11 protein-coding genes are annotated in these 13,207 nt (G+C 38.2%); 5 read left to right on the top strand and 6 right to left on the bottom strand.

The window, feature by feature from the left end:
• Positions 1-95 precede the first annotated feature (95 nt).
• Entirely contained in the window at positions 96-1,379 is a 1,284-nt protein-coding gene (gene tig, locus IGK96_RS02300) for a trigger factor (RefSeq protein ID WP_002355556.1), read from the bottom strand.
• A gap of 348 nt (positions 1,380-1,727) precedes the next feature.
• On the opposite strand from tig, the gene IGK96_RS02295 reads away from it, so the two are divergent.
• Genes IGK96_RS02295 through IGK96_RS02285 form a run of 3 tightly spaced genes read left to right on the top strand, consistent with a single transcriptional unit; the run spans position 1,728 to position 5,926 of the window.
• Positions 1,728-4,019: a hypothetical protein gene (locus IGK96_RS02295; RefSeq protein ID WP_071646575.1), complete on the top strand. Its 2,292-nt coding sequence runs from the start codon at positions 1,728-1,730 to the stop codon at positions 4,017-4,019.
• Positions 4,020-4,073: 54 nt separating this feature from the next.
• Positions 4,074-4,811, top strand: coding sequence for a WxL domain-containing protein (locus tag IGK96_RS02290; protein ID WP_002358689.1), 738 nt, complete (start codon positions 4,074-4,076; stop codon positions 4,809-4,811).
• Between the two features lie 35 nt (positions 4,812-4,846).
• Positions 4,847-5,926: a DUF916 and DUF3324 domain-containing protein gene (locus tag IGK96_RS02285; protein WP_071646574.1), complete on the top strand. Its 1,080-nt coding sequence runs from the start codon at positions 4,847-4,849 to the stop codon at positions 5,924-5,926.
• A 44-nt stretch (positions 5,927-5,970) separates the two neighbouring features.
• On the opposite strand, the gene ptsP is transcribed toward IGK96_RS02285, so the two are convergent.
• From ptsP to IGK96_RS02270, 3 genes are all read right to left on the bottom strand, one after another.
• Positions 5,971-7,698, bottom strand: coding sequence for a phosphoenolpyruvate--protein phosphotransferase (ptsP, locus tag IGK96_RS02280; protein ID WP_002361251.1), 1,728 nt, complete (start codon positions 7,696-7,698; stop codon positions 5,971-5,973).
• Positions 7,698-7,964: a phosphocarrier protein HPr gene (locus IGK96_RS02275; RefSeq protein ID WP_002355551.1), complete on the bottom strand. Its 267-nt coding sequence runs from the start codon at positions 7,962-7,964 to the stop codon at positions 7,698-7,700. The genes ptsP and IGK96_RS02275 overlap by 1 nt, the downstream gene beginning before the upstream one ends.
• Before the next feature lie 170 nt (positions 7,965-8,134).
• Positions 8,135-8,326 (bottom strand): hypothetical protein, encoded by a 192-nt coding sequence (locus IGK96_RS02270; RefSeq protein WP_002366170.1) that lies wholly within the window; start codon positions 8,324-8,326, stop codon positions 8,135-8,137.
• 301 nt (positions 8,327-8,627) lie between these two features.
• Here IGK96_RS02270 and IGK96_RS02265 point away from each other — a divergent pair, with 301 nt between their 5' ends.
• Positions 8,628-10,868: an ATP-dependent Clp protease ATP-binding subunit gene (locus tag IGK96_RS02265; RefSeq protein WP_002386935.1), complete on the top strand. Its 2,241-nt coding sequence runs from the start codon at positions 8,628-8,630 to the stop codon at positions 10,866-10,868.
• 194 nt (positions 10,869-11,062) lie between these two features.
• Positions 11,063-11,377: a DUF1827 family protein gene (locus IGK96_RS02260; protein WP_002355547.1), complete on the top strand. Its 315-nt coding sequence runs from the start codon at positions 11,063-11,065 to the stop codon at positions 11,375-11,377.
• 40 nt (positions 11,378-11,417) lie between these two features.
• On the opposite strand, the gene IGK96_RS02255 is transcribed toward IGK96_RS02260, so the two are convergent.
• Together IGK96_RS02255 and IGK96_RS02250 are read right to left on the bottom strand one after the other, a co-directional pair.
• Positions 11,418-12,488 carry a hypothetical protein gene (locus IGK96_RS02255; protein WP_010713888.1) on the bottom strand — a complete coding sequence of 357 codons (1,071 nt, stop codon included), beginning with the start codon at positions 12,486-12,488 and terminating at the stop codon, positions 11,418-11,420.
• A 66-nt stretch (positions 12,489-12,554) separates the two neighbouring features.
• Positions 12,555-13,202 (bottom strand): DUF421 domain-containing protein, encoded by a 648-nt coding sequence (locus IGK96_RS02250; protein ID WP_010713889.1) that lies wholly within the window; start codon positions 13,200-13,202, stop codon positions 12,555-12,557.
• Positions 13,203-13,207: the final 5 nt, after the last annotated feature.

The raw sequence follows: 13,207 nt of genomic DNA, 5'->3' as shown, positions 1-13,207 counted from the left end.
AAAAGTTATTTTATATGAAAAAAACTGTAGATGAAAGACACCTTCCATCTACAGTTTTAGAAAACTCTATCGAATGAAGAGCTTATTAAAAATGTTTATTTTTCAACAGCTGTTTCAGTAATTGTTTCAACAGCACGTTTCATACGAATATCGTGTTCTAACATGTCGTTGTTTAATACTTTACGTACTTGCGCTTCAGGCATGTTGTATTGTTCTGCTAAATCTTTCACTTCAGCATCGATGTCTTCTTGTGTTACTTCGATGTTTTCAGCTTTGGCAACTGCTTCAATCACTAAGTTTGTTTTTGTGCGTGTTTCTGCTTCGCCTTCAAATTGTTTGTGTAAATCTTCTTCTGTAGAACCAGTTAATTGGTAGTACATTTCAGGAGAAATTCCTTGGCGTTGCATGTTGTTTAAGAATTCATCCATTGAACGGTGAACTTCGTCGTGAACCATTACGTGTGGTAATTCAACGATTTCAGCATTTTCAACAGCTAAACGAATTGCTTCTTCGTCTTTTGCTTCTTCAGCTGCTGCTTCTTTTGCTTCTGTCAATTCTTTACGGAATTTTTCTTTTAATTCGTCTAATGATTCTACTGAATCGTCAACGTCTTTTGCAAATTCATCATCCAATTCTGGTAATTCTTTTGCTTTTACTTCATGAACAGTTACTTTGAAGACTGCTTCTTTACCAGCTAAATCTTCTGCTTGGTAATCTTCAGGGAAAGTAACGTTTACTTCTACTTCTTCGCCAGCTTTTTTGCCAACTAATTGGTCTTCAAAGCCTGGAATAAATGAATTAGAACCTAATTCTAATGAGTAATTTTCGCCTTTGCCGCCTTCAAATGCTTCGTCGCCTAAGAAGCCTTCAAAGTCGATAACTACAGTGTCGCCATTTTCAGCAGCGGCATCTTCTTTGATTACTAATTCAGCTTGAGATTCTTGTTCGCGTTTCAAACGTGCTTCCACGTCTTCATCTGTTACTTCACGGTCTTGTTTAGACACTGTTAAGTTTTTGTATTCGCCTAATTTTACTTCAGGTTTTACAGTTACTTCAGCAGTGATAACCCAGTCTTCCCCTTTATTCATGCTTTCAACATCAATTTTTGGTTGTGCTACTGGTTCAATTCCTGCTTCTAAAACAGCCGCTTCATATGCTTCTGGTAAAACAGCGTTTAACGCATCTTCGTATAACGCTTCTTCTCCATACATACGGTTAAAAACAGTACGTGATACTTTTCCTTTACGGAAACCAGGTACGTTTAAGTTTTTTTTCACTTTATTGAACGCTTGCGTTAATCCTTTTTCGATTACTGCTTGTTCGATTGAAAAAGTTAATACACCATCATTAGTGCCTTTTTTTTCCCATTTCGCAGACATTTGTTTCCCTCCGAATAACATTTAATTTTATACATCAAACTTTATTTATGCATACCTTTAAATAGTACACTATCCCTAGGAAAATGTAAATATTTTAAGTGCTAAGAAGTGAAAGAAAGACTCGATTTTTAGCAAACTATCAGTTTTTTAATTTTTTCGGATTAAAAAAGCATAGAATTTCGAGAAATTTCCTTCTTAAAATCCTAAAAGATTGTGAACAAAATATCTTGTTCATCATCGGATGTAATCGCTTTACTTTATGAATGGCCCATTATAGAATGTATGTACTCAATATTTACGCATTATATATTTTCATCATTATACATATAATATCAAAAAAAGGAGAGGATGGTTTTGAATAAGTTCGTCTGGGGAATCTTTTCTTGCATCATATCATGGCTTTTTTTATCGCTGACTCAACCTTTGATAGCTCATTCTGAAACACTGAACCCTACAACTCACGCCTCTACTTTTAGTGAAACATTTACCTCAGTTTCAACAGAACAACAAACAACTCAAGCAACCGATATTGTGGAACAAGAAACCGAGCAAACCCATGCTTCCTCTGAAAACGATGAACCTATGGCACCTACGCCAGCTAGTGTTTCTGTTGGTAATAGCACCTTAAAAAGTACCTTAAGCACGGGAACGTATAACCAAGATATTATCACACTTTCGTATGAATACAGTGTGACACTTATCGGCTTAGCAATTAATGATCGACCGATTATTGCTATTCAACTTCCTACAGAAATTTCAAGCCAGTTAGATAACGACACTCTAAAGCAACAAGATTTTCTGACTCTTTTAACAGGGACTGTCAGTTATCCAGGAACAGCCACTCAAGATATTCACAGTTCAACTAACGGCGTCAGCCTCTCTTATAGTAGCACTTATCATTCTGTTTATCTGACTTTTCCAAGTAGCACCTTGGTGTTACTTCCCGGAACCAAATGGTCTGCCGCCATTTCGTTTGATGTGGGCGCACTTTATAAACGAGGAATTTCAATCCCTCCTGCTCTTAACGGCAAAGACTATCCGATTCGAGGAACCTTTACAGATGTTGGCACTGGATTAGGTGCAATTAATATTATTATTGGGAATAATACAAAAACAGGCGTAATTAGCAAAGCTCAACTTAGTTTAGGGAATTATCCCGTTCCTCAAGTCACACCAGCCAAACTAACTCAATCAATTCATCTGGACACTACTGTAACAGGGACCATTCAACAAGTACAAGACCCAAACTATAACTACTCTGTTCAATTAACCTTGAACCGCCATGATGGCACCACTACCCCCATTGTGGTGAAAGGGATTTCTGTCGATGCAGCCGGAAATTTCTCGATCTCTTTAGCTTCACCATTAGAATATGGCGACACGCTCTCTACAATTGTCTTTGCTCGTTCAAAAACGTCAACCGACTATATTCAAAGCAGCCCCTCAGCTGACCAAAGTGTCAATTGGTCAATCCAACCAGTCACAAACGTAGTCGCCAATGCCGGCTCAACTCAACTTTCAGGTAAAGCTTCTCAAGCATCTAACGGAACCTATCAAGTTAAAGTACAAATAAATGGTGGTTCTATTTCCACAACGTCCTTAGATTCCAATGGCCATTTTCAATTTGCTAATTTACCCACTTTCCAAGGAGGAGAAACGGTCAGCTTGTGGGTCCAAGGGCTCAGCAATCGCACTGGCCTGCCTTTGCTAACCAGTTCTACTGTTTCTCAAACAGTTGCTTATCCTGTGCCTCAACTAACGGTCACGCAAATCATTGAGCGGAAAAATGCACAAGGGCTCTGGGAAGCTGCAAACTCTGTCGTAAGTGGTCAAATCATTCGTTTTACGTTAACCACACGTTTAACCAATCAACCAGCAACGTGGATGAATCAGCAATTACGAGCAACGGTGCCTAAAGGACTGTCCCAACTTTCAGCTGCTACATTAACAAAACAATCAGCAGCAGGTTTAAGTACGCCAATAGCTGGGCTTCAACTTTTAACTGATAGTTCCACTGGTTTGCCGTATTGGAGTTATCATAATTCGCTGCCAGCAGATAATTTTACGGAAGCCAATACACAATTCACCTTACAATATACAGCAACGGTTACAGAAGAATGGATAAACCAATTTCTTTTATTTTCTAGCACGGTTACTGGCAATGATGGTGGCGGAACGCCAATTACGCCAATCACTAAGGAACAGTCTTTACCTATCAAAAACGGTACCCTCCGTTTTGTGCAGATGCCAACTACAGTTTCCTTTAAAAATTTACCTTTTCCCAGCAAACGAACCATATACTCACCATCGACCATCAGCGCTCCTTTCCTCATTGCCGATGGTCGTGTTGCAAAAACACCATGGCATTTGTTGGTAAGAGAGAGTCAGCCCATGCATTCAACTTCTACAAATAAAACGATCCAGCAAGCTTTCATTTATCGAAAAAATGGCAGTGATTTTCCTCTCTCCTCTTTAGCAACCGAAGTTTATCAATACACCGCAACGGACGATAACAATGTAGAAATTCCTTGGAACCAACAAAATGGACTTTTTTTAAGCGTTGCTCCTGACCTTAATTTAACGGTCAAAGAATCTTACACTGCCGAATTACAATGGATTCTTTCTGATACACCCCTCTAATTAGGCTTTAGCTTTTTTAAAAGTTAAAAATAAACAAGAAAGAAGGAATAAAAAATGAAAAAGATCGTGCGCATTTCAAGCATTTTGTTCGTTGCTACGCCTCTTATGCTTTTAAATAGTCCAAAAGTTGAAGCAGCTCAAGTCGCTTCTATTCAATCCAACGCTGATATTACGTTTGCTCTTGATAATACTGTCACGCCACCTGTCAACCCGACGAACCCTTCTCAGCCTGTGACACCTAATCCTGCTGATCCTCATCAACCTGGTACAGCCGGACCCCTTAGTATTGACTATGTTTCAAATATCCATTTTGGATCAAAACAAATTCAAGCCGGTACAGCAATCTATTCGGCACAACTAGACCAAGTGCAAAATAGTACTGGCGATTTAATTAGCGTGCCAAACTATGTTCAAGTAACTGACAAACGTGGTCTAAATCTTGGCTGGAAATTATCAGTTAAACAGAGTGCGCAATTTGCTACAAGTGATTCAACACCCGCTGTTTTGGATAATGCTTCCTTGACCTTTTTAGCAGCAACACCCAATTCAACACAGTTACTTTCTTTGGCGCCATTAACGGTCCCAGTAACCTTGGATCCAACTGGTGCCGCTACTTCTCCTGTGGCGACTGCCGCTCTTTCAACAGGAATGGGCACTTGGACATTAGCTTTTGGTAGCGGAGCGACCGCTGCTCAAGGCATTCAATTAACTGTTCCTGCGACAACGAAAAAAGTTGCAGCTAAACAATATAAAACAACGCTTACTTGGATTTTGGATGATACACCACTTTAAAAGAAAACAAACAAGGTATTGCATGAAACAACTTCATGCAATACCTTCTTATAAAAAATTATCAAAAAGGAGTGCACACTATGAATCAGCAGCTTTTTAAATGGCTCCATGCTATTAGCGTCATCATTTTTTTATTTTTTATTGGCTCTTATTCTGTAGAAGCAAGCGAAATGACTTTTTCTGTAAAAGCCATTTTACCCGACAATCAACGAACCAAAGAAACAAGTTATTTTGATTTACGTGTCGCTCCAAACCAAACACAAAAGCTACAAATCGAACTAACGAATCAAACAGCCAACGACATTACCGTGCTAGCTTCAGCCAATGCAGCGATTACTAATGATAATGGCTTGGCAGATTATTCTCATGCTGAAACAAAAAAAGATCCATCTGCACCTTTTACTTTTAATGAGATTGCGCAATTGCCAAAAGAAATCCACCTACCTAAACACTCAACCAAGACTGTTGAATGTCAGCTTACTTTACCGGAAAAACCATTTAATGGTTATGTTTTAGGAGGACTCTACTTTGAACAAAAGTCAGATGAACAACCTGCTCACTCAGAAAACGGCGTGGCCATCAATAATCGTTTTTCTTATGTAGTCGGCGTCTTACTTAGTGAAACAGATGAACCTGTTCAGCCAGAATTATCTTTAAATGAAGTAAAAACCGATCAAGCTAACGGTCGTAACCGCGTATTAATGAATCTCCAAAACAAACAAGCGGCTATGATTAAAAAATTACAAGTCGATGCCTCTTTATATTATGAAAAAGAAGCTAAACCTCGCTACGAAAATCACCAAGAGTCGTTAACAATGGCCCCTAATACAAATTTTAATTATCGGATTGACTTAAAGGAACAACCTTTTGTTCCTGGAAATTATACTGTAAAAATCAAAGTAAACGATGGCTATCAAGACTATTCGTGGGAAAAACACTTAGTCATCCAAGAAAAAGAAGCTAAAAAATACAATGCTACCGCCGTCAACCTCCCACCTGAAAAACACACCAATTTCCCTTGGAAACTAGTGAGTAGCATCACGCTGGTTTTTCTATTCATTTTGGGAAGCACGATTTATTATTTCAAGAAAAAAATACGTGAATCGCAACAATAAAAAAGCACATCGACAATTGTCGATGTGCTTTCATAATCACTTAATTATTTTGTATATTCTTCAACTAATGCAACGACTTCTTCCATCGTGTCGCATTCTTTTAATGCGCGGTCAGCAAGTTCAGCCATTTTAGTTGTGTCTAGACGTTTCATCAAGCTACGTGTTTTAAGGATAGATGTAGCACTCATTGAGAACTCATCTAAGCCCATACCCAATAGTAATGGAACAGCTGTTTGATCGCCCGCCATTTCACCACACATACCAGCCCATTTACCTTCAGCATGTGCTGCATCAATTACATTTTTAATTAAACGTAAGATTGATGGGTTGTATGGTTGGTATAAGTAAGAAACGCGTTCGTTCATACGGTCTGCCGCCATTGTGTATTGGATTAAGTCGTTAGTTCCAACACTAAAGAAGTCAACTTCTTTGGCAAATTTATCAGCTAATACGGCAGCTGCTGGAATTTCAATCATAATACCTACTTGGATATCGTTTGAAACTTCAACACCTTCGTTGACTAATTTTTGTTTTTCGTCTTCAAAGATTGCTTTCGCTGCTCTAAATTCTTTCAAAGTAGCAACCATTGGGAACATGATACGTAAGTTACCATGAACAGACGCACGTAATAATGCACGCATTTGTGTACGGAACATGCCGTCACCTAGTTCTGATAAGCTAATACGTAATGCACGGTAACCTAAGAATGGGTTCATTTCGTGTGGTAATGTCAGGTAAGGAAGCTCTTTGTCCCCACCAATATCCATTGTACGAACCACAACGGGTTTTCCTTCCATTCCTTCAAGAACTGCTTTATACGCTTGGTATTGGTCCTCTTCAGTTGGAAAGTCAGATGAATCCATGTATAAGAATTCTGTACGATATAAACCAACAGCTTCGCCGCCGTTTTTGTGTACGCCTTCTAAATCTTTTGGTGTACCAATGTTTGCAGCTAACTCAACATGTTTGCCGTCAGCTGTCACTGTTTCTGCATTTTTTAGTTTATCCCATTCTGCTTTTTGATCTGCATAAGCTTTTGCTTCTGCTTCAAATTCAGATTTTTCAGCATCTGTTGGGTCAATAATAACATCCCCAATGATTCCGTTCACTGCTAAAATATCGCCTGCTTTTACTTTGTCAGTAATTTCTTTTGTACCAACGATTGCAGGGATTTCTAACGAACGAGCCATGATTGCTGAGTGAGAAGTACGTCCGCCGATGTCTGTCACAAAGGCTTTAACATACGTACGGTCTAATTGTGCAGTATCACTAGGTGTTAAGTCATGGGCAACCACGATTACTTCTTCGTTAATCATTGAAGGATTTGGAAGAGTCACACCTAATAAATGTGCTAAGATACGTTTGGCAACGTCACGAATATCTGCTGCACGCTCTTGCATGTAAGCATTATCGTCCATTGCTTCAAACATACCAATATACATATCCGTAACTTCTTTCAAGGCAGCTTCTGCATTGACTTTGTTGTCTTGGATATTTTGTTTGATTTGACCAACCATTTCTGGGTCAGATAAAACCATTAAATGAGCATCGAAAACTTGCGCTTCTGCTTCACCAAGGCTTTGAGCTGCTTTGTCGCGAATTGCTTGCAACTCTTCAGTAGATTTTGCTAAAGCATCGTCTAAGCGAGTTGCTTCTGCATCAGTATCTTCTACGGAAGTTTTGTTGAAAGACAAGTCAGGTTGAACTAGCAGGTAAGCTTTAGCAACAGCAACGCCATCACTTGCGGCAATCCCTTTTAGCATCTCAGACATTATTCAGCCAATCCTTCTTTTTGTAATGTTTCAACGATTGCTGCCATTCCTTCAGCTTCGTCAGCACCATCAACAGTGATTGTTACGTCAGAACCTTGACCAACGCCTAAAGACATAACGCCCATGATTGATTTTAAGTTAACAGATTTACCTTTGTATTCTAAGTTAATATCTGAGTTAAATTTGCTTGCAGTTTGTACTAATAAAGTAGCTGGACGTGCGTGAATTCCTGTTTCTGCTACAATGTGAAATTCTTTCTTTTCCATATAAATCGGTCTCCTTCGTAAATAAAAAATTTTTATGTTAGGGTTTTCCTTTCTTGATACGCTAAAATCAAACGTCTACTCGAAAAAAGACCCTTTCAGTTTCTAAGATTACCATTTTTTTCTATCTTACACAACACTTTTTGCTTAAATTTCGTGATGTTTTGCACTGACTATTCTTCCTCTTTTTGGTAACGATAAATGATTCGTCCATTTAACCCCGCTTCTCCAACAATTTCCGCGCGGTCAGGCAAAGAAATCCAAGCATCACGAAATTGGAAAAATTCATTTTGCTCCACGATTAATTCAGAGATTTCTCCAGCTTTTAATGAAGCAATTTTTTCTACAAAAGGATTTTCAGCCATTGATTTCACCACTCTTTCTCTTAAATATCAACTCTTATAGTTTACTTGAAAATGGCGCAATTGTCTGTAAAAAAATCGAATCTTTGCCTTTTTTTAAACAAGGTCTTTTACTTGATTCTCTTACAAAAAATGCTATAATAACCTCAAAGGTCAAAAATGGTCAAGTGGTTTTATAGACAGAATTTATTCCTGCTATCTAGTACTTGGCTGGTTTGAGGAAAAATGGTCTGTTTACTAGAAATAATAGAGCAAACAGCTATTTTTCTGGCCTCAGTTATTTTGAAAGGATGTGTTTCATTCAATGATTTGTCAAAATTGTCAACAAAATGAAGCAACAATTCATTTATATGCAAATGTGAATGGTCAAAGAAAACAACTGGACTATTGCCAAAGCTGCTATCAAAAATTAAAAAATCAAGCAAATAATTCCCCTCAAAATATGGGACAAGACCCTTTTGGCTTTGGGAGTTTAGACGATTTATATCGTTCTCTTTCTCGCCAAATGCAACAAGGTAATCCTTATGAACAACAAACACCACCCACTCAATTTGGTGATGGTGGTAATGGAGGTCAACCCCCTCGCGGAGGCGCTGGCGCTGGTCAAGGTTTACTAGGCGAGTATGGGATTAACATCACCGAAGCGGCACGCCAAGGAGATATCGATCCTGTGGTAGGACGTGACCAAGAAATTAAGCGTGTCATTGAAATCTTAAATCGCCGTACAAAAAACAACCCCGTTTTAATCGGTGAACCAGGTGTTGGTAAAACAGCCGTTGTCGAAGGTTTAGCCCAAAAAATTGTCGATGGCGATGTGCCCCAAAAATTATTGGACAAAGAAGTCATTCGTTTAGATGTGGTTTCACTTGTTCAAGGAACTGGTATTCGCGGACAATTTGAAGAACGGATGCAAAAATTGATTGAAGAAATCACTGAAGCTGAAAATGTCATTTTATTTATTGATGAAGTCCATGAAATTGTGGGTGCTGGTGCTGCTGGTGATGGCAATATGGATGCTGGCAATATTTTAAAACCAGCCTTAGCACGTGGTGAATTACAATTAGTCGGTGCCACAACTTTAAATGAGTACCGTATTATTGAAAAAGATGCTGCCTTAGAACGTCGGATGCAACCAGTCCAAGTAGATGAGCCAACCGTTGCCGAAACCATAACGATTTTACATGGTTTGCAAAAACGTTATGAAGATTATCATCATGTTAAATATACAGATGAAGCGATTAACGCAGCAGCAAACTTATCCAATCGTTACATTCAAGATCGCTTTTTACCAGATAAAGCGATTGACTTGTTAGATGAATCTGGTTCAAAAATGAATCTAACTATTCAACTCGTCGATCCAAAAACAATTGATAAAAAATTAGCAGAAGCGGAACAACAAAAACAACAAGCTTCCGCAGAAGAAGATTTTGAAAAAGCGGCTTATTATCGTGATCAAATCAATAAATTACAAGCAATGAAAGAAAAACAAATCAGCGATGAAGAAACACCCGTCATCACTGAAAAAGATATTGAAGCCATTGTGGAACAAAAAACTGGCATTCCTGTCGGTGACTTAAAAGAAAAAGAACAAACCCAATTGAAAAATTTAGCTGTTGACTTAAAAGCTCATGTTGTCGGACAAGATGATGCCGTCGATAAAGTAGCTAAAGCGATTCGTCGCAATCGTGTAGGCCTAGGCAAACAAAACCGCCCAATTGGTTCCTTCTTATTTGTAGGGCCAACAGGCGTTGGTAAAACAGAATTAGCAAAACAATTAGCCTTTGAGCTATTCGGTTCAGAAGATTCGATGGTTCGTTTCGATATGAGTGAGTACATGGAAAAACACAGTGTCTCTAAACTGATTGGTTCTCCTCCAGGCTATGTTGGGTATGACGAAGCTGGACAACTCACAGAAAAAGTCCGTCGTAATCCTTATAGTTTAATTTTATTGGATGAAATTGAAAAAGCGCATCCTGATGTTTTACACATGTTTTTACAAATTCTCGACGATGGTCGTTTAACAGATGCACAAGGTCGTACGGTCAGCTTTAAAGACACCATCATTATCATGACAAGTAATGCTGGAACAGGTGCTGTGGAAGCCAACGTTGGCTTTGGCGCTGCCCGTGAAGGTGTGACTAAATCTGTTTTAGGTCAATTGAACAACTTCTTCACCCCCGAATTCCTTAACCGTTTCGATGGTATTATCGAATTCAAAGCATTAAGCAAAGAAAACCTGATGAACATTGTCAGCTTGATGTTAGAAGAAGTAAATGGCTTATTAGCTAAACAAAAATTACACATTGAGGTTCCAACAGAAGTCAAAGAGAAACTCGTTGATTTAGGTTATGATCCTGCAATGGGCGCTCGTCCTTTACGTCGAACAATTCAAGAACAAATTGAAGACGGCATTGCTGAATACTATCTAGATCATCCTGAAAATCATCAATTAGTCGCAGCGTTAGATAACGAAGGTAAAATTATCGTAACTGGCGCACAAGAAGTGACTAAAACAGAAACTTCAACATCTGACCAAGCAGAATAATCAAAAATCCACACGCATTAATAACAATGCGTGCGGATTTTTTTATGCTTTTCACTTTTTATTTTCATCAAAAAAAACTATAATAGAAGAAAGATATTCGTATACTTGTTCCTCATAGAAAAAATTCAATCTGGAACTCCTGTACATAATTGGAAACGCTCTTTTGCAGCACACAACTATAATGAGGTGATAAAATGAAATTAGTGAATGTGACCAATAGCTACAAACAATTAGTAAATAAACAATTGGAAAACACGGATGCTTACTTTGTAAAAGTCTACTCAGCAGGAAACACGACCGCTGTCTATTCAGAAGCAGCTCACCATGTGGAAGTTCTGATTATGAATAAAAATCGTCGCATTCGTCCGACAGAAGTAAAAGAAATTTTAGCAAAACTGTTAAAACGATTACCTAAAGAGGCTTATGACCCAGATGAAATTTCTATCATTGAGTTAAACCATGTGACCGAAGTGTCTGTTCCATTAAAAGTTTCCCTCATGGAAAACTAAAAAAACTGCCGAAGTTTCCCCACTTCGGCAGTTTTTTAATTTATTGTGACGTTATTTTTTTTACAAGCCTTTGATAATTTTCCGACCAGGCTTCCTCATTTGTCGGACTGACTAATTTGTTTTCCTCGATTGCTTTTTTTCTTAAGTCATCCACTTCTTTTTTGAAATTTTCCCCCGATTTTTGAGCATAATCTTTAGAAAAATATTTTGATTGGCGAGAATAAGCCTTCAGTTTTGCGTCTTTAATCTCTTCTTCTGTATCTGCAAAATATTCATCATAACGAAGATCGGTTATTTTCCCTGAATCTTTTAACGTAATAACCGTTAAACGTCCAGAAAGCCCCTCTCCAAAATCTTCTGTTAGACTTGTATAATGTTCTTTTGAAGGTTCTTTGATTTCCTTGGCTAAAGCCCTAGCAGCAGGAAGATAACCATTATTAGCGCTATTGGATTGACCTTTGGCTGTCTGGAATGCGCCATCTAGGCGATTTTCAGCAACCATTTGATTTTCTAGAAAAGTCATCGTATTAACAACGGTCACTAACGATTGATCAGTTCGGGCGTTGTTCGCTTGAAAATTTGCATAGCCGGATAAACGTTTTGTCACTCCTGCCCATTCTTCAGAATAATAGTTTTTAGGTCCACGTTCATCAAATTCCACTAACTGAATTTGTTGATCCTTAACAACGACATCAATTAAAGCCGTATAGCCGCCATCAAACACGACTTCATGATGATAATAATCCCCTTGAACTTCTCCGATTTCTGGACGACCTGACCAATACATCTTCTGGGCTTTTTCTTCTGGACTAATTCCTGATTGTCCATTATTAGCTTCTACTGTAGCGCCAGAAACAGCATCAACTTCAAAGGTATGTCCATTACGCTCATAACTCACTTTGGCAGCACTCTCCTTCGGTTGATCCTCCGTGTTTGTCTGCTCCTCCTGCTTTACAGAAGTGGCATTAGTGGCTGCCGAGGCACCACTCGTTACTTGGACTGCTTCTGCTTCAGTACTTTCTTTCATTTTTTCAGTTCGTTGATCTGGTTGGCACCCCGTTAAAACAATCATTGAACAAAATAACCCGACAACTATCTTTTTAGTTTTCATTTTTCCTCCTTTTAAAACTCATTGAATTACCATTTTATTTTAATATAAGTAGGATGAAAAGTATAGCTAAGAAATCGTTTTTCCTTCATATGGTGATAAACTTAACTGTCCAGATAAATATTCACCTAGATAGATTTCCTGTAATCTTTGGAAGCCTTGTTCTTGGATTTGCGTTAACAGCCAGTGCTCATCTTTTTTGATTAACTCTAGGACATCCATGTTGGCTTGACCGTCCACAATAATCGGATAACGAATACTTTCATCGCCATATTCGACGATTGTTAATTGACCATTTTGTTCTAAAACCGCCCGTTTAACAAGCTGGACTTCATAAATACCATTTGCTCGTAATTTAAACATTAGATCATTTGCAGAAATACCATTTTTCAAACATTCCTTCACCACAACCTGTCCATCCTTGATTAAAGTAATGGGTTTACCATCCACAATTTGCTTCACATAGCGATTGTGTTCTTTTGCAAATTTTAAAATTAAGACTAATAATGTCCACAAAATTAACACTAATACAAATTGGAGCACCGTAATTGAATCATTATAAATAACACCACCAATAATGCCCCCCAATACATAGTTTTGCACTTGGTCCATAGCCGATGTGGGCGCCAAATTGCCTTTTCCCATCAAATTAATTTGGACAATTAAACAAATAATACCTAAAGCAAATTTAATAATAATTGGACTATAAAACTGCATTAATT

Origin of the sequence: Enterococcus sp. DIV0682, assembly GCF_051712685.1 — a bacterium.
GTDB classification, from domain to species: Bacteria; Bacillota; Bacilli; order Lactobacillales; family Enterococcaceae; genus Enterococcus; species Enterococcus faecalis.
Note: the sequence above shows the minus strand (reverse complement) of the source record. Positions and strands in the feature narration are given on the sequence as shown.

Coding starts and splice junctions, on each gene's coding strand:
- tig (WP_002355556.1), bottom strand. CDS start 1,379: ATGTCTGCGAAATGGGAAAAAAAAGGCACTAATGATGGTGTATTAACT.
- IGK96_RS02295 (WP_071646575.1), top strand. CDS start 1,728: ATGGTTTTGAATAAGTTCGTCTGGGGAATCTTTTCTTGCATCATATCA.
- IGK96_RS02290 (WP_002358689.1), top strand. CDS start 4,074: ATGAAAAAGATCGTGCGCATTTCAAGCATTTTGTTCGTTGCTACGCCT.
- IGK96_RS02285 (WP_071646574.1), top strand. CDS start 4,847: ATGCAATACCTTCTTATAAAAAATTATCAAAAAGGAGTGCACACTATG.
- ptsP (WP_002361251.1), bottom strand. CDS start 7,698: ATGTCTGAGATGCTAAAAGGGATTGCCGCAAGTGATGGCGTTGCTGTT.
- IGK96_RS02275 (WP_002355551.1), bottom strand. CDS start 7,964: ATGGAAAAGAAAGAATTTCACATTGTAGCAGAAACAGGAATTCACGCA.
- IGK96_RS02270 (WP_002366170.1), bottom strand. CDS start 8,326: ATGGCTGAAAATCCTTTTGTAGAAAAAATTGCTTCATTAAAAGCTGGA.
- IGK96_RS02265 (WP_002386935.1), top strand. CDS start 8,628: ATGATTTGTCAAAATTGTCAACAAAATGAAGCAACAATTCATTTATAT.
- IGK96_RS02260 (WP_002355547.1), top strand. CDS start 11,063: ATGAAATTAGTGAATGTGACCAATAGCTACAAACAATTAGTAAATAAA.
- IGK96_RS02255 (WP_010713888.1), bottom strand. CDS start 12,488: ATGAAAACTAAAAAGATAGTTGTCGGGTTATTTTGTTCAATGATTGTT.
- IGK96_RS02250 (WP_010713889.1), bottom strand. CDS start 13,202: ATGCAGTTTTATAGTCCAATTATTATTAAATTTGCTTTAGGTATTATT.